The sequence below is a fragment of the Rhizobium leguminosarum genome (assembly GCF_001679785.1).
Lineage (GTDB): Bacteria > Pseudomonadota > Alphaproteobacteria > Rhizobiales > Rhizobiaceae > Rhizobium > Rhizobium leguminosarum_R.
Map to the genome: position 1 here is coordinate 519,882 of NZ_CP016290.1, position 21,972 is coordinate 541,853.

At 57.3% G+C, this 21,972-nt stretch carries 17 protein-coding genes and 4 pseudogenes; 13 read left to right on the top strand and 8 right to left on the bottom strand.

What is annotated here, in order from left to right; all coding sequences use genetic code 11:
* Positions 1-66 precede the first annotated feature (66 nt).
* The 4 genes and pseudogenes from BA011_RS36865 to BA011_RS36880 form a co-directional block, all read right to left on the bottom strand.
* Positions 67-1,692, bottom strand: coding sequence for an SDR family oxidoreductase (locus BA011_RS36865; protein ID WP_062940119.1), 1,626 nt, complete (start codon positions 1,690-1,692; stop codon positions 67-69).
* Positions 1,693-2,007: 315 nt separating this feature from the next.
* Positions 2,008-2,574 carry a nuclear transport factor 2 family protein gene (locus BA011_RS36870; protein WP_065284435.1) on the bottom strand — a complete coding sequence of 189 codons (567 nt, stop codon included), beginning with the start codon at positions 2,572-2,574 and terminating at the stop codon, positions 2,008-2,010.
* Positions 2,552-3,399 (bottom strand): annotated as a pseudogene (locus tag BA011_RS36875) (cytochrome P450); the annotation flags it as partial. The gene BA011_RS36870 and the pseudogene BA011_RS36875, both read right to left, overlap by 23 nt.
* 123 nt (positions 3,400-3,522) lie before the next feature.
* Positions 3,523-4,725 (bottom strand): cytochrome P450, encoded by a 1,203-nt coding sequence (locus BA011_RS36880; RefSeq protein ID WP_065284436.1) that lies wholly within the window; start codon positions 4,723-4,725, stop codon positions 3,523-3,525.
* 1,065 nt (positions 4,726-5,790) lie between these two features.
* Here BA011_RS36880 and vapB point away from each other — a divergent pair.
* On the top strand, positions 5,791-6,027 hold the full coding sequence (gene vapB, locus BA011_RS36890) for a type II toxin-antitoxin system VapB family antitoxin (protein ID WP_062940122.1): 237 nt from the start codon (positions 5,791-5,793) through the stop codon (positions 6,025-6,027).
* Positions 6,027-6,446, top strand: coding sequence for a type II toxin-antitoxin system VapC family toxin (locus BA011_RS36895; protein ID WP_062940123.1), 420 nt, complete (start codon positions 6,027-6,029; stop codon positions 6,444-6,446). Before vapB ends, BA011_RS36895 begins: the two co-directional genes overlap by 1 nt.
* A gap of 122 nt (positions 6,447-6,568) precedes the next feature.
* On the opposite strand, the gene BA011_RS36900 is transcribed toward BA011_RS36895, so the two are convergent.
* Positions 6,569-6,910: a hypothetical protein gene (locus BA011_RS36900; RefSeq protein WP_062940124.1), complete on the bottom strand. Its 342-nt coding sequence runs from the start codon at positions 6,908-6,910 to the stop codon at positions 6,569-6,571.
* Positions 6,907-8,011 (bottom strand): annotated as a pseudogene (locus BA011_RS36905) (IS5 family transposase). Before BA011_RS36905 ends, BA011_RS36900 begins: the two are co-directional and overlap by 4 nt.
* A gap of 516 nt (positions 8,012-8,527) precedes the next feature.
* Here BA011_RS36905 and repA point away from each other — a divergent pair.
* Entirely contained in the window at positions 8,528-9,793 is a 1,266-nt protein-coding gene (gene repA / locus BA011_RS36910; RefSeq protein ID WP_065284438.1) for a plasmid partitioning protein RepA, read from the top strand.
* A 221-nt stretch (positions 9,794-10,014) separates the two neighbouring features.
* On the opposite strand, the gene BA011_RS36915 is transcribed toward repA, so the two are convergent.
* The gene (locus BA011_RS36915; protein ID WP_065284439.1) at positions 10,015-10,722 is read right to left on the bottom strand and encodes a GntR family transcriptional regulator; all 708 of its coding nucleotides are present in this window, start codon (positions 10,720-10,722) and stop codon (positions 10,015-10,017) included.
* A gap of 454 nt (positions 10,723-11,176) precedes the next feature.
* Here BA011_RS36915 and BA011_RS36920 point away from each other — a divergent pair, with 454 nt between their 5' ends.
* Positions 11,177-12,181, top strand: a complete 1,005-nt coding sequence (locus BA011_RS36920; RefSeq protein WP_062940127.1) for a LacI family DNA-binding transcriptional regulator — start codon at positions 11,177-11,179, stop codon at positions 12,179-12,181.
* 80 nt (positions 12,182-12,261) lie between these two features.
* Here the strand turns inward: BA011_RS36920 and BA011_RS36925 are convergent.
* Positions 12,262-12,674, bottom strand: a pseudogene (locus BA011_RS36925) (DDE-type integrase/transposase/recombinase).
* A 33-nt stretch (positions 12,675-12,707) separates the two neighbouring features.
* On the opposite strand from BA011_RS36925, the pseudogene BA011_RS43625 reads away from it, so the two are divergent.
* The 9 genes and pseudogenes from BA011_RS43625 to BA011_RS36965 form a co-directional block, all read left to right on the top strand.
* Positions 12,708-12,816: pseudogene (locus BA011_RS43625) on the top strand (IS6 family transposase); the annotation flags it as partial.
* Positions 12,817-13,170: 354 nt separating this feature from the next.
* Positions 13,171-14,004, top strand: a complete 834-nt coding sequence (locus BA011_RS36930) for an IS5-like element ISRl2 family transposase (RefSeq protein WP_065280995.1) — start codon at positions 13,171-13,173, stop codon at positions 14,002-14,004.
* A gap of 90 nt (positions 14,005-14,094) precedes the next feature.
* Positions 14,095-14,973, top strand: coding sequence for a phosphoenolpyruvate mutase (gene aepX, locus BA011_RS36935; RefSeq protein ID WP_237352833.1), 879 nt, complete (start codon positions 14,095-14,097; stop codon positions 14,971-14,973).
* A gap of 58 nt (positions 14,974-15,031) precedes the next feature.
* On the top strand, positions 15,032-16,216 hold the full coding sequence (locus BA011_RS36940; RefSeq protein WP_065284440.1) for an aminotransferase class I/II-fold pyridoxal phosphate-dependent enzyme: 1,185 nt from the start codon (positions 15,032-15,034) through the stop codon (positions 16,214-16,216).
* A 43-nt stretch (positions 16,217-16,259) separates the two neighbouring features.
* Positions 16,260-17,060 carry a phosphocholine cytidylyltransferase family protein gene (locus BA011_RS36945; RefSeq protein ID WP_065284441.1) on the top strand — a complete coding sequence of 267 codons (801 nt, stop codon included), beginning with the start codon at positions 16,260-16,262 and terminating at the stop codon, positions 17,058-17,060.
* Positions 17,061-17,072: 12 nt separating this feature from the next.
* On the top strand, positions 17,073-17,684 hold the full coding sequence (locus BA011_RS36950) for a CDP-alcohol phosphatidyltransferase family protein (protein ID WP_027668156.1): 612 nt from the start codon (positions 17,073-17,075) through the stop codon (positions 17,682-17,684).
* A gap of 149 nt (positions 17,685-17,833) precedes the next feature.
* The gene (locus tag BA011_RS36955) at positions 17,834-19,618 is read left to right on the top strand and encodes an asparagine synthetase B family protein (RefSeq protein ID WP_065284442.1); all 1,785 of its coding nucleotides are present in this window, start codon (positions 17,834-17,836) and stop codon (positions 19,616-19,618) included.
* On the top strand, positions 19,615-20,502 hold the full coding sequence (locus tag BA011_RS36960; RefSeq protein WP_065284443.1) for an NAD(P)-dependent oxidoreductase: 888 nt from the start codon (positions 19,615-19,617) through the stop codon (positions 20,500-20,502). The genes BA011_RS36955 and BA011_RS36960 overlap by 4 nt, the downstream gene beginning before the upstream one ends.
* Before the next feature lie 74 nt (positions 20,503-20,576).
* Complete coding sequence (locus tag BA011_RS36965) at positions 20,577-21,938, top strand: asparagine synthase-related protein (protein WP_065284444.1); 1,362 nt, start codon at positions 20,577-20,579, stop codon at positions 21,936-21,938.
* The last annotated feature ends 34 nt before the right edge of the window (positions 21,939-21,972 follow it).

The following is a 21,972-nucleotide window of genomic DNA, read 5'->3' on the forward strand; positions in this document are numbered from 1 at the left end:
CGGATTCAAGGAAACGTTCCATCGAAAAATGCCGCAGCATGCACTTTGCGCCCGAGTGTGCTGGACTTAAGTCCCTGGAATCCTCAGCTTCGTGCGATCGTCATCACATAGGCGATTGCCAGTTAGATCAGATTTGCTGACGCAACTCGGCCCGAAGTTTGAAGTCAACCCGCCATCCACATTGAGGATCGATCCGGTGATGTAGGAAGCGTCAGCCGAAGCCAGGAAGCAGGCAGCGTCGGCCACTTCTTCCGGTTCTCCAAGCCTGCCCATCGGGATCTGCCGCGCGACCCACCTCGACATGAATTTCGACCAGTGGGTGACGCCAAGCGTGCGGATATGGCCTGGAACGATTGTGGCTGTCCTTACGCCAAATGGTCCTAGTTCTGCCGCCATGCACCTCGTGAGCATTTCTATTGCCGCGTTGTATGCATCGGCGGTATGGCGAGAAGCGGGGCGCAGAAAATCCGCGCAGGCTCCGAGGTTGAGGATCACGCTACCAGGTCGCATCACCTTGATGGCCTCGCGAGCACAGGTGAAGGCGCCGGTGAGATTGACACCCAGCCCCTGTTCAAAAACTTGCGAAACGTCTTCTATGGACAGGACAAACGCGCCCTTTGGTGCAGCGCAGGTGACGAGAATGTCAATATGGCCGTAGCGCTGCCGCAGTTCGTCAAACAGTGCGACGACCTCGCTCTCTCGGGTGACGTCTGCCGATATTGCCAGATGCTTGTCACCAAGCGAACTCGCCAAATCTGCCGCTGCCTCGCCGTTTTTGTCGGCGATCACGACAGTGTCGCCTCGTTCGGCAAACCGGCCAACGACAGCAGCGCCTATCCCTTTCGCACCACCCACGACGACCGCAATTCGCGCATGGGTGCCTTCAACGCGTCTTCGGGGCTCTGCATCGCGTGAGTTGTCCACTGTTGGATGCGCTTCGCCGGGCTGGTTGAATGACATCAAACCACCATCCACGACCAGCGTTGATCCGGTGATGTACGCTGCCTGCGCACTGACCATAAAACGAACTGCCCGAGCGACCTCGTCAGGCCGAGCCATGCGCCCCATTGGTATGCGGCTCCTGACTTGAGCAGAACGGATTTTGCCCGCGCGTTCTAACTCCGCAATCATCGGCGTGCGCACGTAACCGGGCGCTACGGCGCACACGCGGATGCCGCGTGGAGCCCATTCGCATGCCAACACTTTTGTGGTCGCGATCAAGCCCGCTTTTGATGCGGCATATGCGTTGCGGTGAGGGTTGGCTAGTAATCCCGCGACCGAGGCGACGTTTGCGACCACGCCGCCAGGCTTCATTCGTCGCGCTGTCTCGCGCGCCATGATATTAGGTCCAACGAGGTTTACCCGAAGGGCGAGTTGAAAATCTTCGACAAGGGTGTTCGATGTCGCCACCAGGTCAGGCCCCACCGCCGCATTGTTGACAAGCACATCAATATGCAAAAACCGTTCTTCGATACGACTGTATAGCGACAGGATGTCTTCCTGGCGCGAGACGTCGCACTCGAGACAGAGATGCGGATACCCGAGATGGCGAGCCATCTCGAGCACGCCACTGTCAGGAAGATCTACGGCGACGACAGTGTCCCCGCCTGTAGCAAAAAGATCGACCAACGCGCGGCCAATCCCGCCTGCAGCACCCGTGATCACGACGACGCGCCCTAGCTGCTGTTTCATGAGAACTCCTCTGCACGCTGAGTGTCGGGCCTCGCTGCAGGAGCCCGGGAATGCAACGTCGGCTTTTTCTCGAGGCAGAGCCGCATTCCGCCCCTTTCTTTGGGAACACGTCCGCACAAGTGAAGCAACGCTGGGGCCGTTCTCTCAGGAAAACGTTGAGAAGAGATCTCTTTGTACTCTCGTAATTGCTCGGCCAACACCTGGCCCTTGCTGGATGAGCACGTCGGCGGCGCAGATATGAAGATCAAAAGACAACCAGTTATGCGCATCGTCACTAAGCAGACTCCATGGGTAGGAAATGGTGGATGTTGCAGATCAATCATGGTCGTTCGCCTCCGATGTTGGTCCACATCTCGGGCTGGTGCCTTCGAGAAGCGCATAAATCGGATCATTCGGATACGGCGCTCCAATTGGCCGCCGTGATGCGAACCTTTCGCTTTCAGGCAGTCCGGGTGGGGTCTGCTGCTCAATCCAATCGTAAATCACTGTTCGGGCTATGATGCGCCACTCCCCTTCCCGCTTGTGGAACAGATCGCCGTAGCGGCCGCACAGGAGCACCTGCCGTATCTCACCGCCTGCGTCCGGCCCACGTTGAAGCGCCGTGAAATAGCTCTCGACCGTGGCCTCTGAGGGGCTGGAGAATTCAATCAGTACATTCGCTATCTGATGAACATTGCGCGGCTCGGTCTCGAAGATGCCAAGCGCAAGTCGGATAAAGCCCTCGGATGGTCCAGAATAGCCCCCATGGTTGTCATGCGCATCCGGCCAGTACGCGCTGCGCAGCGCCGCCTCATCCTCCCGGTCAATCCCGCGGCAATACCGGTAGAGGCAGTCTCTGATGGCCTCGCGGTCGAGTAGCTCACTGATATTGGCTTCGTCCATTGTTTTTCCCACCATCGCTGAGTTTGTTAGGACCAGTCAAAATTAAATTTTTGAGCCCGAGTACATGACCCCCATGGGTCATCGGCGCCATACCTCTTTGATTCGAAAGGTGGGGATCCGAGTCAGCCATTCGTTGATGCCTACGGCAATCTCAAGCCGGGCAAGATTTGCCCCGAGGCAAAGATGAGGACCATAGCCAAACGCTATGTAGCGGTGGTCCTGTCGCGCCAAGTCGATTGTGTCCGGGCACATGAATTCTGCGGGGTCGCGGTTAGCAATCATCGTTGCGCAGGAAACGAAGTCTCCCTTACGCATGGACACTCCTTCAAAGTCCACGTCTTTCGTAGCCACGCGGATAATCTGAACGGTTGAATAGGCGCGCAACAATTCTTCAACTGCGGTTGCGATCCGGGTCGGCTCTCTCCGCAGCGATTCCTGATCCTCCGGATTGCGTGCGAGATAGGCCAGGTCAAAGCCTAACGCGGCAGCGACCGTGTCGAGTCCGGCAATCAAGAAGAGTACGCCGATGCCCCGGACTTCCTCATCTGTCAGGGAACGACCCTGGACCTGCGCCTGCACGATGTATGTCGTGAAATCGGCAGCCGATTGCTTCCGACGGCTCGCTGCAAGTTCGTCGATGAAACTTACGATTGATTGGGCCGCTTCGGTACGTTTAACATCATTGCCGTGGAGCAAGTCGCTCACCCTACCAATGAGCTCGTCAGATCCGCTGTTTGAGAGCCCCATAGAGCCCAGGTAGACTTTGACTGTGAATGGAAGGGCGAAATCTTTCATGACGTCACATCTGGTGCTCCGAGCGATCAGATCGCTTGCCGTGGTTTCTTGCACATCCATCTGGGTTACCTCTTGGCTGGCTGATCTGACTGGCGCGCGCCGGGTGCGCCGGCAAATTGCGGAAAGATCGCGATTCCCGGTGGTGTCCGCGCATCACCAGAGCACCGGCAACTCCTCAAACCCGCCAGTGATGATCTCCTTGCGCAACTTCAGTTCTTCGGGCGCCACGGCCAGGCGTAGCGCGGGAAAGCGCTGAAAGATCGAACCGAACACCACCTTGAGTTCCAGCCTGGCAAGCGCCTCGCCAATGCAGTAGTGCGGCCCGTAGGAGAACGCCAGGTGCGGCTTTTCGGCGCGTCCGATGTCGAAGATTTCCGGGTCGTCGAAATGGCGTGGATCGAACGACGTCGCCGGCAGGCCGACCAGCACCTTGCTCTCCGCGGGAATATGCACGCCCGCGATGGTCACGTCGGTCCTCGGATAGCGCATGATGCCGTCCCAGCCCGCGCCCGGCGGGTACATGCGCAGGATTTCCTCTACCGCCTTGTCCACGAGGGATGGATCGCCGACCAGGCGTTCGCGCTGTTGCGGATGGCGGAACATGGCCAGCAGGCCGAATTCAATCTGTGCGACGGTGCTCTCGTGCCCCGCCACCAGCATGCCCGCTGCCAGGCCGATCGCCTCTTCCTCGGTCGCCTTGCCCTGGTCGACCGCCGCGAGCAGATCCGTCAGCAGGTTGTCGCCCGGATCCTGGCGCTTTTCCCGCATCTTGCCGCGAATGTAGGCGCGCAATTCTTCCCAGGCCAGACGCGACGCGCTACGCGGGCCGCTTTCATGCTGGTGCGTCATAACCTCGTCGGACAGCTCGGCGAAAAAGGCGTGATCCTCGTAGGGCACGCCCATCAGCGCGCTGATGACCTTGGCCGGAAGCGGAAAGGAGAGGTGGTGTCGCAGGTCGGCGGGCTGGGGCTGGGCCGCCAGCGTCTCGAACAACTGCGCGGCGATCGCCTCGATCTGCTGCGCGAGCAGCTTCACCCTGCGGTTGCTGAAGGCCGGCGCCACGATCGTGCGTAACCGGGCATGCTCGCTGCCCTCGTGCGAGCCCAGCCACCCCGGCGAACCGAGAATCACCGTAGCCGGGGTGAATGCCGCCGGCGGCATTCCCGAGGGCCGGAACGCCGCGTCGGACAGTACCGCCTTAGCTTCCTCGTAGCCTGTCACCCACCAGCCTTCGTGCCCGGACGGGAAGCGCACGCGGTGGATCGGACCGTTGGCGCGTAACGCCAACATCTCGGGCGAGGGCTCGATGTGATTGACGCGCCACATCGGCAGCGTCGGCAAGGATTGTCCGGACATGATGGCACTTCACTCTCTATGCGATGAAAGGGCGGAAGGTAACCGGCAAGCGCTGCCGGCAGCCAATGACTTAAGGCGGCATGTAGAAGACGTCCTACGCGGCGATTGTCGGCGCCAGATGCTCCACCGATGTCCCCGTCGTGACAGGAAGACGCCGTCTTGATGCAGATGGAGCAGGAGCGACGACGTCGAGGGTTTTCCTCGCCGGAGACGCCGATGTACTCGACCCCTCGTTCTCAATCGCCGAGACAAGGAGGTCGGACCCTTGACCATGCGTAGATTCACAAAATGCGCCACAATTGCTTCCTGACGGTGTTGTAGTTCAATGGCTTTCTTATTCCGTCATTACGATATCGAATCGTTACATAGGCCGTCAACCGTCAATAAGCTGCCGCGCCAACAAACTTACCGCTCCGTCGGAAGGCCGTGCCTCATTGAATTTTCTCTTAGTGAAGGCGCAACGAGACAATTTCCTCAGCGATCCGCTCCGCGGTCTGGCGTGGGCTCGTCTTCGGCCGGGAGGAACGATCCCCATGATCGTGTGTCGGTTGCGGAGATCCGCCGCAAAGCGGGGATCAGCCATCCTGCTGAACATCTGCAATACACTTCCCTTTGTCACGGTCGACGACACAGGTGCCCGTCATGCCAATCGCAATTTCCATACTACACAGATCGGCGGCGAACATTTCACCGCCTTTCGCGCTACGCCGTCGAAGTCGCGCCTGCCGGCGACATTGGCGCGAGCACCGGCCTATCGTAAGAGCGGCATGTTACGATGAGATGCGCATACGCCTTCTGCGGATGCTCCTTGCAGATGTGAGCGCGGCATCGCGCTCTCAATATCTCGTCTGTCGAGACTTGGACCGGGCAGGAACGAACCGTTACCCGAATGGGCCAATACCCGTTGGCGGGTGGACCAGCACACGATTCGGCACGAGCGAGCTCAACCTGTTTGCGAGATGCGCCCCGTCGCCCCAAGCGCTAAAACATTTACGTACACACTGAGGATGTACAATTTGGAAAGCCTAGGATATAGTACATCCACGTACGCACAAGGTTGATGACATGCACACCACTAAAGCTTTCAGGAATGGAAATTCCCAGGCGGTTCGCATACCGGCGGAACTGGCGTTTGAGCGAACCGATGTTGAGTTGGAGATCGAGCGCATCGGCGACGAGCTTCGCATCCGTCCTGTGCATCGCTCCCTGGCCGGCGTTCTGGACGTATTCGCCCGTTTCTCTCCGGATTTCATGCGTGACGGAAGAGAGTCCCATGAGCAAGACGAGCGGGATAAGATCTGATGGCGCGCTACATGCTCGATACGAACATGTGTATCTACCTGATGAAAAACCAGCCGGAGCAGGTCGCTCGCCGCTTTGCCAGTTGCTACGTGGGGGACGTGGTGATGTCCGCCATCACCTTCGCGGAACTCGAGTATGGTGTTTCCGCATCCGATGATCCGGCACGAGAACTTGATAATCTCACCGCCCTGGCCGAACTGATCACGGTAGAGCCGTTTGGGATCGCAGCAGCGTGTGCCTACGGTCCGGTTCGAATGGCGACGAGAGACCGGAAGAAAGATCATCTCGACAAACTGATCGCATCGCATGCGATCGCTCTGGACACGGTATTGGTGACCAACAACACGCGGGACTTCCTGGCGTATCCCGGACTGAAGCTCGAAAACTGGCTGGACGCGGAACGCAGAGAAACCAATTAACCCGTCCCAGTGGCTATGCCGTGAGGAGCGGGCAGGGAGGGGACCTTGCCGGCGGTCGTGCCAGTAAGAGTGCCAACGACCAAGGCACGATCAGCGAAAAGGGCGATGTCAGGTTAACTTCTCTACCAGGCTGTTGAAGAAGTCTCCCGTTTGGCCTTTAGGATGTCCTCGTCGCCATTGTGATAAGCGAAAGTGATCTCGATCGAGCCGCTGTCGAGCAATTCGGCATGACCGTCACCTGAGACTTCGTCCATTTCGTCGCATCCGGCCCATGTGAAGGAGACCATGGACGTGCTGTAGGCGAGATCGAGGCCCGCTTGCATCGCACCGAAGGCGATCTCGCCATGACCGGCCCTGATGGTGATTGTGGCGGGCTCGACCAGGTTGAGATAATCCCGATCCCACAGATCGGCCTCGACGATCCACCAGCGGCCAATCAGGCGGCAATTCGACGCCGCGCTCATGACAGCACTGCTATCAGTTTCGGTAACCGCACCAGATCATAGGCGGCGACCGCGAAGGTGAAGGCCCATACGACGCGGTCGCGGCCACGGAACTTCGTCTTATTCTGCCCGGCGACGGTTTTGATCCAGCCGAACGCCTCCTCGATGCGCTTGCGGATGCCCAAGCTGACCCGATAGCCGGAATGGCGCGTCGTGCGTCCATCAATGGCCGAGCGGCGACCATTGATGTTCTGCGCCACATGGGGCGTGACCTTCATCGACCGCAAATCTTTGACGAAGTCCTTTGTGTCATAGGCCTTGTCGGCACCCAGCGTGATCGCTTGTGTCCGCTCAGTGAAGGGCCCGATCATGTGCAACGCCGCTACCCGTTCAGCATATCCGCTGGACTCTGTCAGATAGGCATCGACCAGCAAGCCATGGCGATTTTCCATCAGCCCATGCCCCATGAAGCACAGCTTAGCCTCCTTGCCTTTTCCCTTCCTATAAAGCTTCGCATCCGGATCGGTCGTTGAAACATGCGTCTCGTTGGAGCGTCTCTCGCCATGGAAGTCTGCTTCCTTATTCCGGCCGCCCGCATCCAACGGTGGTTCGCCATGATCACCCCTTTGGGCCGTCCTTCGGCTTGAAGCTCTTGATCGACGCCCAAGCTTCGATCAGCGTGCCATCGACAGAGAAGTGGTCCGTTGACAGCAACCGCTTTACTTTGGGCTGCGAAAGGATCGCACCGAGGAACTTCGCGGCGATGTCGCCTTCCAGCAACCGGTCGCGGTTCTTCGAAAACACCGAATGGTCCCAAGCTGGATCGTCAATGCCAATGCCAACGAACCAGCGGAACAGAAGGTCGTATTCCAGCCGCTCCATCAAAAGCCGCTCAGAGCGGATCGAATAGAAGGCTTGCAAAAGCATGGCGCGGAGAAGCTTCTCAGGCGCGATCGATGGCCGCCCAATTGGCGAATAAAGCGCAGCGAACTCCCCTTCCAGTGAAACGAGCGCATCGTTCACGATCTGCCGAATTGCCCGTAGCGGATGATCTTTACGAACGCGATCCTCCAGATCGACATAGCTGAAGAGTTCGCCCGTCCTCACATCGCCGCCGCGCATGCATCACTCCAAAAATCGACGAAGCGAGTGAATCACGGCGAAAGCCTCCAGACCAGCTTATTTTTCAATAGCCTGCTAGACCTTGACGGCGGCCATCAGCTCCTCAATGACAAAGGCCCTCGCCACATATTCCGGTCGCTTAGTGTCAATTGCCCCGACAGTTGTCGTTTTGGTCAAAGCGACCATGGCAGACGTTTACGGCCGTTGTGCCAAGGCCCAGGCTTCGCGGACATACATGGTATCGGCGAAGGTCATGGCGCGCTGGATCGATTGCTTCACCTGCGAAGGCCCGCCGCGATAGAGGAACATTCGTCCGGTCGAAGACTGACCCACGCCCGAGCCCGGAGCGAGTCGCTGAGGAAATGCTTCGCTACGCTCTCACGAAGAGGAGCAATACAAATACATCAGATGAGGCTGCCGCTTCGATAGAGCAATGAGGCGAAGTATATTGACTGCTGTCTACCCCAGGCCGTAATAGAACCGTCATTCATTACAAAACCCGTCACGAGGCTATTTATGCCAAATTCTGAGAAACAGGACGATCAAGAGCGTATAATGGAGCGCGTTCAGCGCCATGGCGATAGTATCTGGGCTCGCATAAAGGCGCAGGGCGTGGCTACCAGAGCACCATTTCCAGACCCCAGGTCCTTGCGCTCGTTCTCGTTGGGCGAGGTCGCTGAGATTCTCGGTGTGTCGGGCAGCTATCTGCGCCAGTTGTCAATTGATGGGCTGGGGCCAACACCGGAGTTAGGGACCGCAGGACGGCGCTCCTATACGCTTCGACAGATCAATGAACTCCGTGCCTATCTCGCTTCGTCCCGTCCGAAAGAGGCTTTGAAGTTTTGCCCGCGGCGGCGCGAGGGTGATAAGCTGCAGATCATCTCGGTAGTCGCCGGCCCCGCAAGCACCACCACATCGTTTTATCTGGCGCAGGGCCTTGCACTTCAAGGTTTCCGCGTTCTCGCTATAGATCTCGATTCGCACGGCTCGTTGTCTGGGATGTTCGGTTATTACTCCTTTGGTTATCCAGTCCACAATGCGAGCATCTATGCGGCGATACGCTTTGATGACGATCAGGATAGTATCCGGTCCGTAATCCAACCCACCCCTTTTGATGGTCTTGATCTCGTTCCGGGTTCTGCCGAGCTCTCTTTTTTTGAAGAGGACTGTGGCCGACGCTTCCGTAGCGAGAACTTCAGGTACCCGGACGCTAGCATCAGGATGGTGTCTGCGCTTCAGGAAGTCGACGCGGATTATGACGTGGTCGTTCTATCCTGCGGAGATGGAGGCTTTCTGACCACGGGTGCATATGAAGCAGCAACCGGCGTTCTGGTGACGGTCCGCCCTGAGATGCCTGACATAGTGTCAATGACCTCGTCCCTCTACTCTTTCACGCATTTCGTCGCACTGATCGAAAGGGCTGGGAGGACCGTAAATCATGATTTCTTCAAATATCTGGTGACAAGGCACGATCCGCGTGATGTCTCACAGCAGAAGTCAATCGCAATGTTGCGGGAATCCCTGGGGGATGATCTGTTGACAGCAACCGTCTGGGAGTCGGACGCGATCCGGCAAGCGTGGAACAAAGGCCGATCATTGTATGAGCTCTCAAGCGGAGCGGTAGGCCGATCGTCGTACGAGCAAGCGATGAAATCGCTGAATTCCGCCAATGCAGAGATAATGGACATCATGTCCGAGGTTTGGGGCCGCGCCCCGTTCTATGTCTCGCAGGCTTCGCGCGCGACGACTGCAGGTAAGGCGAGTTCCGAATCCAGGGGCTAAGCAAGTGAGCTCACGTATTTAGCGCAGACGCGTGCGCTCGACGGATAAGGACCTCAGCGAGAAGATCACATCGGCAGAGGAAAACTAGGATGTGTTTCGGCGTGCAAAAATTGGATGCCGATAAGGGGTGAATTTTGAATTTTGGATGCTGACTGACACACTTACTTCCTCATGCGCGCGCGCCGAGGTGGCCGACTTCTGCGCCGCCGCGTGGCCGGTTTTTACTCCGCCATTGACAACAATGTCTGCGACCAGCTCTCTTTCTTATTCCGGGCACGAAGATTACCCTCCAGCACAAGATCAGGAACGCAGTAAATTATCGCTCTCAATTGCCGATCAACATTTGCGATCGCCCCATTCTTGTTTCGCTTATCAATAAGCTCCAAAAGCTCGTTCATTTCATCTCTGATATACGATAGACGCTCCGGCCGTTGCAAGTCCAAAAAGCGAATGTATCTCGTCCGAATGTTGAACTCATGAACGAGGTCAAGCATTCTTCCGTTGTTCCCAGCCTCTGCGACCCCTTCATAAAATACCTCGAGGAACTGCCCGAACAAGTCATAGTCGTCAGACCTGGGGATCGTTGGAAGCACCGGCCACGTCCTAGAATGCTCATCTAGGTTTTCTCTAATAACATGCTGGAGGATTGTGTTGGCAACACCATATTCATCCGAGATTTTCTTTGTATCGAGTTTCTTGGTGTAGTAGCCATTGCGCGGAGAGCCCACGATGTAATTTTCGGTTTCGAGCTGAATCAATGCCTCGCGCACCGGGGTAACGCTGGTTTCAAGGAGATCGCTGATTGCACTCGGATCGAGTCGCGTATCAGGGGGCACCTGAAAATCGACAACAAGCTTCTTCAATCCTTTATAGGCTTTATTGGCCTTGGACCGGGCCCATCCTGGTTTATCTTCGTGCTGCTTATACATGCGTTCTCCTCGGAGCATGGGTTCTGTTATTCAAAGAAGATTGAGCTGCAGCTCCACTCCTGGCGTTGGCATGTAAATTCTCCTCCATAGCGTACCGCGGCATACATGCTCGCATTGTGGACGGGAATCATACTCGAGAAATAACCGAACTTTCCGACAATGAGCCGGACTGGAAGTGCGTGAGCGGCTCGCCAAGCACCCCGTACGGCACTTTAAGCGAAGGAGCCGGGGACCCTAGACGCAACGCCATGTTTATCTCCATAGTCAGTAGTTCGCGTGATTCAATGCACATAATATTCTCTCGCTCCTGACGTGGAAGCGCTTCCATGATACATATTTCGACTTTCGCTTCCTCGTCAAGAAAATGTTGGAAGCGCTTCCACGGATTCGCTATTGGTAGTTTGGGGGATTGATTTATCGATTCCATCACGCTCGGTATTAGGAGGAAGTCTAGTTGGACAGCACGGTTCGGTTGTCAGACGTCGCTAAACGGGCGGAGGTCGGCGTTGGCACGGTTTCGCGAGTTTTGAATGGTTCGGCTAAGGTTTCGGCCGCAACGCGACAAAAGGTCCGGGCCATTATTGATGAACTCGGCTACGTTCCCAACGAGGTAGCTCGGAGTTTGGCAGCTAATCGAACGCGTTTGGTCGCCGCAATAATCCCGGTGATTGGTTACACGCAGCATGCTGAAATATTACAGGGCATGGCCGATGTCCTGCATAAGCACGACATGATGTTGATGATAGGGGCATCGGGGTATTCGGACCAAGTCGAACTGCAGGCCGTCAAAGCCTTTCTGGCTCGGAGGCCCGATGCCATCTATATCACAGGGGTCCGTCATACGGAGGCCGTACGCACTATTTTGCAGCAATCGGGAATCCCCGTTGTAGAAGGGAGCAACTTGACCGATTCTCCTATCGACGCTGTCGTTGGATACTCCAATTTCGATGCCAGCGTCGATCTGACAAGACTGCTCATTGCTCGTGGTTATCGCCGCGTCTGGCACGTGACTGTCACCAAAGACTTCAACGACCGTATCGATGACCGCTTGGCGGGTTTCCGTTGGGTGACCTCTACGGGGACTGAAGTCGAAGCGGACGTCATCCGCTGTGAAAATAGTTTCGATGGCGGAGCGGAGGCCGTCCGGCTGGCGCTGGCGTCCAACATCAATGTGGAAGCCCTGACGTTCGCTACTGATGTCATGGCCGTCGGAGGCTTATTGGAGTGCCAACGGCGAGGGATCAATGTTCCCGAGCAGCTTGCTATTGCGGGTTTTGACGACCTCCCCATAGCAGCGTCGACAAATCCTTCCCTGACAACCGTGAAAGTCGACCGGGTGGGCCTTGGTCGAAGAGCTGCAGAAATTATCGTCAACCGGCTTCAAGGCAACCACACCTACTCCCAGATAGTCGACGTCGGATTCCAAGTGGTGGAACGAGATAGTACACGGCGCCCGTGATCGAGTCGCTGCAGTGAAGCTCGACGGGCTTGTCGCAAAGATTTTCGCCCGCTGCGATTGTCCCCTACAAGGTGCGGATTTCAGACTTTGTTAACCTTTTGAAGTCCGAAGAGGCGCGCAAGCAGATCGTTCTGGTCGTTGGCAGTCCAATCACCTGAAAAGCCAAAGCCTTTCCTCAGCCATAGCATCGCCTCGAAACCCGCGATCGTTCGCCGCGCGGTTTTGAAAGATTGAAAGCCACCGATTTGGGGCATGTTCTTTTTCACCCGGAAATGGTCGCTCTCGATGCCCTGCTGAAGATGCTTGGTGACATAATGCACCGGGTCCGGATGGAGAAGCCCATCGTCAACCGACGTTTTGATCGTCGATGGGAACGTATTGGCACCGTCAGTGCCGATCTTTGTCGGTGCCAGCAGGGCTCGTCTTTCAGCATCTTGCGGAAGAACCGCTTGGCGGCATCGAGATCCCGCTTGGCTGTCAACAGGAAATCCACCGGATTTCCGTGTTTGTCGATGGCCCGATACAAATATCCTACTTGCCGATAATCGAAAAGCGGCTTCGCCTGTTTCGCCGGCCACATTGCGGCTCTGTTCGCGTCGATGAGACCTACGTCAAGATCCGCGGCAACTGGCGTGCCCGATGGCATCACATCTGTTCTGTGCGCGACAACCCCACATTCTGCTCAACCTCCCGCTCGGAAGCCCGAGACTTTAACATTTGCCGGCGGTGGCAGCCCTGGCGATCGAGATGCAAATATATTCGGATATAAATTCAAATATAGCTCCCTCATAAGTGGTTGATTTAGCGGTTAATTTCACGGAATCACGCCAACTATACCGAAATATATCACAGTATATTCTGGTATATCCGAAAATATACTTGCGTCGACCGCGATTTTTCATCAAACCTGAGAGCCTGACCGAAAAAGAGTTGAGTGAAATCAGCCAGTTGTGATTCTGTTTGTTTGCTTAGGACGAACGGAGACCACAATGGGCTGGACAGATTTCACCCGTCGGCAATATGCCCGACGCACAGTGCGGTATGCAAGCGATCTGACGGACCGGGAGTGGGGATTGATCTCGTCTTGCCTGCCTGGACCGAGGCGGTTGGGCAGGCCGCGCAGTACCGATCTTCGCGAGGTCGTGAATGCGTTGCTTTACATCGCCACGACGGGGTGCCAGTGGCGGATGATGCCCAGAGATTTTCCACCTTTTACAACTGTGCAGTCCTATTTCTATGAATGGCGAGCGACAGGGTTATGGGGTCGGATCAACCATCATCTTGTGATGGAGGCGCGTGACTTGGAAGGTCGGGAAGCCTCGCCGTCTGCGGGCGTGATCGACAGTCAAAGCGTGAAAACCACGGAAAGCGGCGGAATTTCGGGCTATGACGCGGGCAAGAAGATAAAGGGACGCAAGCGTCATATCGTCGTCGACACGCTCGGACTGATGGTCGGCCTCATGGTTCACAGCGCCGATATTCAGGATCGCGATGGTGCATCTGCCGTTCTCAAAACCATTCTCAAGCGCTGGCCGTGGCTGAGACATATCTTCGCCGATGGTGGTTATGCCGGACCGAAGCTGAAGGGCGCACTGCAAAAGATCGCTGCGTTCACTCTCCAGATCGTCAAGCGGACCGACAAGGCCAAGGGCTTCGAGGTTCTGCCGCGTCGCTGGGTAGTGGAGCGCACCTTCGCATGGCTTGGCAGATGCCGACGATTGGCGAAGGATTGGGAAAAGTCCGTCGCCTCAGCCGAGGCCTGGATCACTATCGCCCACATCCGGGTCCTGACACGACGCTTGGCAAGGTACGGATATCGTTGAAACCTTTTCGAGTCAGACTCTGAGTTTTATGAAGGAGCTATGACAATGAACAAAACAATTTCATTTCCGATGAATGCAGAAGTCTTACCGATGAGCACATCGTCGACATCCCTTCGCGAACTTATTCTCTCCAACGACCTGGCTTTCCTGATGGAAGCCCATGACGGCCTCTCGGCCGCGGTCGCAGAACGGGCAGGCTTCCGCGGGCTTTGGGCCTCCGGTCTCTCCATCTCTTCGGCGCTCGGCTATCGCGACGCCAATGAGGCAAGCTGGACGCAGGTCGTCGATGTCGTCGAACGCATGGTCGATGCCACCAATATTCCGGTCCTCGTCGACGGCGATAGCGGTTTCGGCAACTTCAACAATGCCAGGTTGCTCGCCAAAAAGCTCGAACAACGGGGCGCTTCGGGCGTCGCGATCGAGGATAAAGACTTCCCGAAGATGAACTCCTTCGTCGGCGACCGGCATCCGCTGGCCGAGATTGACGAATTCTGTGGCCGTCTGAAAGCCGTGAAGGATACGACCGGCCCCGACTTTGTCCTTGTGGCCCGTATCGAGGCGCTCATCGCCGGCCATGGCCTGGACGAAGCCCTGACACGGGCTCACGCCTATGCAAAGGCCGGCGCGGACGCCATTCTCATTCATTCCCGCAAGGCTGTTGCCGACGAGATCCTGGCTTTTGCAAAGGAATGGAACAACAAGCTGCCGGTCGTGATCGTGCCGACGAAATATTACAGAACGCCGGTTGATGCCTACCGCAAGGCCGGAATCTCAACGGTCATCTGGGCCAATCACACAATGCGGGCAGCCATTGCCGGCATGCGCGACATCTGCGGTCGCATCCAATCGGAAGAGAGCATTGCCGGGATAGAAGACCAGGTGGCCGGCCTCGACGAGCTCTTCAGCCTGGTCGGATATGACGAACTGGCCCAGGCCGAAGAGCTCTATCTTCCCAAGCAGAAGCCGTAACGGTCGCCGGACGGCGTCGTCACTATTCCAACAAACAATCGTCGTGGAGGGCGCGCACATGCTTGCGCAACGGACAAACCTGTTCGGTTCATCGGGAACGGCTGCCGCACGCGCAGCCGCAAAGGCGGCGGCCGACGCCGGCAAGGAGATCATCGATCTGACCGCCGGCGAGATCTGGAGCGATCTCGCTCCGACCATTCGTGAGGGTGCGATCGAGGCGATCAATCGGGGCGTCAACCGCTACACGGATACCGTCGGAATGATGGAGCTGCGCGAGGCGCTCGCCAGAAAAGTATCCCTCGATACCGGCCAGATCTGGAAGGCCGAGGAGATCGCCGTCACCTCCGGCGCGAAGCAGGCGCTCTTCAATGCGGCCATGGTTCTGCTCAACCCCGGCGACGAGGTCATCATCCCGGCACCCTACTGGACGACCTTCCCCGCCCAGGTCCTGATTGCCGGCGGCACGCCGGTCTTCGTCGACACCCGTTCCAACGGTTACGTGCCGCGGTTCGAGGACATCAAGGCAGCCGTGACCGACCGGACGCGGGCGATCGTCATCAACACGCCGAATAATCCGACAGGCGCCGTCTATGACGTCCAGACGCTGATCGGCATTGCCGAACTCGCAATCAACCGCAATTTCTGGATCGTCTTCGATGAGTGCTACGGCGATTTCGTGCATGGGGATCACAGGCATCACCTGATCGTGTCGGTGGTGCCGGAGGTGCGGGCGCGCACGCTGATCGTCAATGCTTTCAGCAAATCCCTGGCGCTAACCGGCTGGCGGATCGGCTATCTCGCCGGCCCAAAGGAGGTGATCAATGCCGTCAAGGCCCTGCAGTCGCACACGACGTCCAATCCCAATGTGATTGCCCAGCACGCCGTGTTGGCCCATCTGCAGGGGGGAGACGGTACCTACGAGAGCAAGTTGCGCTCGCAGCTTGCGAGCGCCCGCCAGGTAGGGCTCAATGCGCTTTCGTCGCTGACGCGGGTTCCCGTTCCGAAGGCGCAGGGCGGCTTCTACTTCTATCTCGACCTTTCGGATCTGTTGAAACCGGCGTCGATGAACGGGGCCGCCGTAACCGCCGACGAAGTCGTCAATTCGCTTCTCTCCGAAGCCGGCGTTGCGGCGGTGTCCGGCACCGTATTCGGTGATCCCGCTGGCCTTCGGCTCTCCTATGGCATCCCGCCCGAAAAACTCGAGGCCGGCCTCTCTCGGCTCGTCGATGTCCTCAACGCCTGAGAATGACGCCGTCGTCCCACACTATTCAAAAAAGGGGAAGGAAATGAACAACTACCGTCCGAGGAAAGCCGTTATTCTTGCCGCCGGCTTCGGGTCCCGCCTGCGGCCCTTGACCGATCTGCGCCCCAAGCCGCTGGTCGAGGTCAATGGAACGCCGATCCTCCACAACGCGCTGCGTAACCTGGAGGAAGTCGGCGTCGAAGAGGTCACGATCGTCGTCGGCTATCGCAAGGATGCGATCCAGTATGCATGCGGCAAACGCTTCGGCCAGTTGGAAATCAACTACATGGAGTCGAGCGTCTTCGACAAGACCGGCAGCGCTTATTCGCTCTGGCTGGCGCGCGAAACCCTGCTTCAGGGGGACTGCTATCTGGTAGAGGGTGACGTCTTCTTCGAAGTCGATGCACTGCGCGCGCTGCTGATGGGCGACGCGGCAAACACATCAGCAGTGGCACCTTTCGACGCCTCTATGGAGGGCTCCGCCGTCACTCTCTCCGACGACGGCTACATCGCGGAAGTGCGCATGAAGCAGACGGCCGCAAACCTGATCGACGGGGCGCCACGGCTCTTCAAGACGATGAACCTGATCCGTCTGTGCTCCGCGGATCTTCGCGCCAAGATCGTGCCCTTCCTCGACGAATTGATCGGGACCGGAGCCGTCAAGGCCTACACGGAGGAACTCTTCGCCAATCTCATCGAACGGCGTGGGCTGCGTATGGCGGCTGCGCGTTGCGATGATCTCAGATGGTATGAAATCGATAGCGCTGAGGACCTCCGCATCGCAGAGTCAATTTTCTCGCGCCCCGCCGCTTCGGATGGCCTTGCCGTCGTGGCGGCAGAATAAGGAGGCTGATCAATGCTGCGCTACCTCATTGATCCCGCCAACGCCATCACAACGAGCGGACTGTTGTTTTCGGCGATCAGCCTTTTCATGGCTGTGTCGGACCGTCTCGAAATTGCCATGGCGGCTGCCCTTTGGGCGGTCCTCGCCGACCATCTGGACGGCATTGTCGCAAGCCGCACAAGAAACCGCCGTCCAGACTTTGCTAAAATCGGCAAGAGCCTTGATGGCTTCGGCGATATCATCTACGGCGCGGTGCTCCCCGCAGTCGTCATCATCCAACTCAGTGACAAATCTGTTCTTTCGTTCAGCACCGCCACTGCCCTGCTATTGGCCGGCGCAATCCGGCTAAGCTATTTTGCAAATTTCGGGCGATCCGAGGACGGCCGGTTCCTCGGCGTGCCTCTGTCATACGACGTCCCGCTTTTGGCACTTGTATTCCTGGTGAAACCGCTTCTGCCTCCGGAGCTGTTTCAAACAATGACAAACATTGGGTTTCTGTTGTTAGCGGGTGCGCACGTTGCGTCTATCCGCGTGCCGCCGCCAAACGGCGCGATGTACGCCGCAATTTCCATTTTTGCGATTTCCGCCTCGAGCTTCCTGCTCATGCGGGGACTGTCGGCATGACCGTGTGCGGCTGATCGGGCGGTGACTGAACAGCACGTCAGTGTCTTAAGGGATGTGGCTCTTCCTCAGATCTTTGCCCAGGAAGTCCGAACCAAATCCGCAACTAGGCCTCGGCTTTGCGAGGCGAAGATAACGAACGAGAGTCTAAGATGGCTGCAATTTACGGTCTCTTCGGTGTTAAGCGCGAAGCGGTCCTACTTAAGATGGAACGGCTTCTCGATCACCACGGCAGGGAGAAGGCCCGCGAGATCTTGGCAAGTGGAGGGCTCGGGTCCGTGGGGCAAGACCCGGGCGGTTGCGGCCGCCACGGACAGGTGGTCGCGGCCATCGCCGGCATGCCCTTCCGGCTCACTCGCGGCGGCACTATTGCCGCTGTCGGCGCCGGTGAGCTGGCCAGAGCGTTCAGCGATCTTGGTTTCGAGGCGCTCGCAGATTTGGACGGTCAGTTTGCTGTCGCCATATGGGATGGCATGAGCGAGCGGCTTTATCTCGCTCGCGACGCGTTTGGAACGATCCCGCTTTATTTCTCCTGTGGGGCAGAATTTTCGATCTTCGCGTCAGAGTATAAAGCCCTCTTGGCATACGAAGCCGTTCCCGCTCAACCCGACAGGGTCTCAATCAGCTCATTCTGCTCGCGCGGATGGGTACCGGCAGGAAGAACCTTCTTCGGTGGAATCAAACCGGTGCTCCCCGGAACCTGCATGGTATTGAAGGGCGGAACGCTCGAAGCGCACAGGTTCTATCCGCAAGCTGCAATCGACAATCCTCCGATCGTTCCGGTATCGCCTGGTGCTCTCGTGTCTGAGATCGAGACCGGAGTCGAGAGGATCATTGCTCTTGCCGGAGACCGGCGTGTGGGGATGTCCTTGAGCGGCGGGATTGATTCTGCGTTCATGGCCACCCTTGTGAGCCGTCATTTGGGCCATCGAAAATTGCACTCCTTTACCGTCGGTTTCGGAAAAGGAGATCCGGAAATGGAAGGAGCCCGTGAGACCGCCGAGTTTCTGAACAGCGCTCACCATGAACTGGTGATCGAACCCGCTGATCTGCCGGCGCTCCTGGACACGACCGTGGATGCGATGGAAGACCCAGGGGGGTATGATCAGAGTTGCAGCTTATTTTCTCTGTGGAAAGAGGCTCGCAATCACGTCGATGTACTGGTCTCTGGTAATATTAGCGATTCATTATTCGCTGGTATGGCTTCGCACCGGCGCATATGGCGCGCCAACGCATTTCCAACGCTCTGGCCCTGGCTTCGCGAAGTAGAACGCGCCGAGGCCGAAGGAGGGACGCCTCGCGGCTTCTGGCGCCTTGTCTGGCAGTTTTTGGGAAAGAGAAGCGAACCATTCCCATGCGGCGCCGAAATAGACCTGTCATCGCTTCCGCCTGATCTATGGCGGACGTCTTCCCGCCGACAGACGCTGTACGAACATCTTGATCTGACGCTGCAGCATTGGGACGGGCGGATGGGATCTCAAGTCTTGATCGCTGCCCATTCCGGCATCCTCCTCGCCATGCCTTTCAGCCACCGGGGAATCGTCGAATTTGCATTGAGAGTTCCCGACTCGCAGAAGGTATCAAGAAAGCGCGACAAGATAATCCTAAGAGAGGCGGCCAATCAGGTCCTGCCCACGGCCGTCGCGAGCCGGCAGAAACGTGTCCAACAGCTTCGCTATGATGAGACGTTTGCCGACACACTGAACTTTCTCGTCGATCGATATCTTCATCCCAAAGACGTTGCAGCCCGTGGACTGCTCGACCCAGCGAAGATCACGGACATTCACCAAGGAGGGAAGTCTGTTTACTCCAAGCTCGAGGTCCAGAAGCTTTGGAATGCCATCTGCACCGAGGTCTGGGCGCGAAACTTTCTTGACCGGCGTTCCGACTATCTCTCCACCGATCCCAACGTCCTAGAACGAGGTGTCGTGTCGTGATCGGGTTCATCGGACTTGGTGAGGTGGTTCGCGCCATGGCAGCCGGAATCCGAGAGAAAACCGGAGAGAATGTCGTGGCTCTTTACAGGCCCACGATTTCGCAACGCAATTTCGAAGACGCCCGCGAGGCGGGTATCGATGTCGTTACGACTGCAGAGGAGCTCGCTGCGCGGGCTTCGGTCATATTCAGCGCTGTCACACCGATGACGGCGGGTGAGGTTTGCCGAAATGTCGCCCCTCACCTCACCTCAGAGCATCTATATGTAGACTGCAATTCCGTGACGATGCAGCAGAAAATAGAAAACGCTCGTTTCGCGGAAGCGTCCGAAGCCGATTTTGTCGACGCTGCCCTGTTCGGCGTCGTCGCCGAACTACGCCAGGCTACGCCAATTATCGCCAGCGGACGCCACGCAGCGCGCCTCATGCCGATCAGCAAGCACTACGGAATGAACGTGCGGATAGCCGGTCCCGAAGTCGGCCAAGCGAGCGCGATCAAGATGTTACGGAGCGTCATATTCAAGGGGATGGCAGCCCTTTTCATCGAGTCCCTCACTGTCTCGCAAAAAATCGGGGTCAGCAACCAGGTCATCGATACGATCCAAGAAACCTACCCGGATCTTCAATGGAAAGAATTCATCCAGATCTTCATCTCGCGGACGATACTGCATGCGGGCCGCAGAGCTGAAGAGCTTGGCAACTGCGCACAAACTCTGCAAGAGGTCGGGGGATATGCGGACATGTCACTTGCTGGCGTGACGGCGCTGCAGCGCCTCGCCGGGTACAACCTCGAAACCGCGATAGGCGTTCGGGATCAAGATCTTGATAGCATTCTATCTATATTAAGTGACGCGTATTTTCAAAAGCCGATCAACAGGACCGGCTGACCTGCACTCGTGTTCAAGACCAATCGAGCAATCGATTGTAGACACTGGACGTGCTGCGAACATGGAGAAGCCCAATGACAGCCTTCAGGGGAATTTTGGGGAGCAACGTCACCGACGATGCGTTGTGTTTGTTCGATGGCGGAGCGGCTCCCGAAGCCTTTTCCATTTGCGGTAGCGTGTTTGGCCTCGGCACGGCGGAAAAGGCAACGCTCATTACACGCCACGATTATATTATCGCGATCTGCGGCTGCCCCTCGTTCGACGTTGAAGGACTCGCTCAGCCGCTGAGCGCCGATCAAGTCGCACCCTCCATCCTTCGGGGCGGCGCAGACTTAGTGTCGAGGCTTTCTGGCTGTTTTTCCTTGGCACACTGGAGCATGAGAGATGCATGCCTGACCCTTTATCGGGACCCCTCCGGGACATATCCCTTGTCCTACCAGCAACGCGACGGAAGACTGATCTTTGCCAGTGACAACGGGGGAGCGGCCGCCGATTGGTTGCCGGTGCCGCCGGGAGAAGTCCTCGTATTCGATAAGTGCGCTGCCCTGTTGTCTCGGGAGCAAACCGATAAATGCAAGCCGACCAACATTTCAGTGGTCGGCGGCAGAACCGCACAGCTTATCCAAAGCATGCGCCTAGGGGAGTGGTCCGCCGTGGTTTTAGACGACCGCAAACTGTCAAAGGACTTGGCGTTCAGGTTGCGCTGCTTTGCTGCCGACGTCCCCCTCCATTCATTTTCGGCTGGACTTGGAAGGGACGATCCAAGCGTCCTTGTTGCCCGCGACGCGGCATCCCGTGTGGGAACGGTTCATCACGAAATCATCGTCCACCCCAGCGCCCTTAAGGAATTGCTGCCTGCCGTGGTCAAAATCCTTGGTAAGCCTGGCGGAAACATTCGTACCTGCTTGCATTATGCGCTTTGGCGTGAAGCGGCCGAGTACGTGCAGAAGTTGTTCGTCGCCCACACAGCACGAACCCTTTGCAATGGCGCAGTCGTCGCAAGCGGGGATCAAACTGATGAGCCGACCACCCAAAAGATGCTCGCGAAAACACTTGGACTCGAGCTTCATTTTCTTTCGATCGGCCGAGAAATGCTGCCGCCGACGATCGGCGGCCCGAACTCGCCGCAGGTTGGTGATCGGAACATCTCCGCCCGCAGTGTGGTTGAGACAAGCACGGGAAAGAACGGCTTGGGGCAGTATCGTAAGACCTTGGCCGATGCCTTAAGCGAGCTTGCTGATACCTATCTGGCGGGACCCACACTTCTCCGGACCGCAATCGATAAACACGTTATCGACGATCTTAAAAGGTCCGATTGCGAGCCATATGACGAAAAGAGATTCCGCAATCTGTGGGAGGCGGTCACGGCTGAAGTCTGGGCAAGGCAATGCGCCGCGGTACGGTCTCGGGGGCGTCCGGCCGGTACGTTGCAATAGTGGACTTTTGGCGAGTGTGGCAGCTCTCTTGATC

What these genes read in the sequence shown, in the direction of transcription:
- BA011_RS36865 (WP_062940119.1), bottom strand. Translation starts at nt 1,692, where the DNA reads ATGAAACAGCAGCTAGGGCGCGTCGTCGTGATCACGGGTGCTGCAGGC.
- BA011_RS36870 (WP_065284435.1), bottom strand. Translation starts at nt 2,574, where the DNA reads ATGGACGAAGCCAATATCAGTGAGCTACTCGACCGCGAGGCCATCAGA.
- BA011_RS36880 (WP_065284436.1), bottom strand. Translation starts at nt 4,725, where the DNA reads ATGTCCGGACAATCCTTGCCGACGCTGCCGATGTGGCGCGTCAATCAC.
- vapB (WP_062940122.1), top strand. Translation starts at nt 5,791, where the DNA reads ATGCACACCACTAAAGCTTTCAGGAATGGAAATTCCCAGGCGGTTCGC.
- BA011_RS36895 (WP_062940123.1), top strand. Translation starts at nt 6,027, where the DNA reads ATGGCGCGCTACATGCTCGATACGAACATGTGTATCTACCTGATGAAA.
- BA011_RS36900 (WP_062940124.1), bottom strand. Translation starts at nt 6,910, where the DNA reads ATGAGCGCGGCGTCGAATTGCCGCCTGATTGGCCGCTGGTGGATCGTC.
- repA (WP_065284438.1), top strand. Translation starts at nt 8,528, where the DNA reads ATGCCAAATTCTGAGAAACAGGACGATCAAGAGCGTATAATGGAGCGC.
- BA011_RS36915 (WP_065284439.1), bottom strand. Translation starts at nt 10,722, where the DNA reads ATGTATAAGCAGCACGAAGATAAACCAGGATGGGCCCGGTCCAAGGCC.
- BA011_RS36930 (WP_065280995.1), top strand. Translation starts at nt 13,171, where the DNA reads ATGGGCTGGACAGATTTCACCCGTCGGCAATATGCCCGACGCACAGTG.
- aepX (WP_237352833.1), top strand. Translation starts at nt 14,095, where the DNA reads ATGAGCACATCGTCGACATCCCTTCGCGAACTTATTCTCTCCAACGAC.
- BA011_RS36940 (WP_065284440.1), top strand. Translation starts at nt 15,032, where the DNA reads ATGCTTGCGCAACGGACAAACCTGTTCGGTTCATCGGGAACGGCTGCC.
- BA011_RS36945 (WP_065284441.1), top strand. Translation starts at nt 16,260, where the DNA reads ATGAACAACTACCGTCCGAGGAAAGCCGTTATTCTTGCCGCCGGCTTC.
- BA011_RS36950 (WP_027668156.1), top strand. Translation starts at nt 17,073, where the DNA reads ATGCTGCGCTACCTCATTGATCCCGCCAACGCCATCACAACGAGCGGA.
- BA011_RS36955 (WP_065284442.1), top strand. Translation starts at nt 17,834, where the DNA reads ATGGCTGCAATTTACGGTCTCTTCGGTGTTAAGCGCGAAGCGGTCCTA.
- BA011_RS36965 (WP_065284444.1), top strand. Translation starts at nt 20,577, where the DNA reads ATGACAGCCTTCAGGGGAATTTTGGGGAGCAACGTCACCGACGATGCG.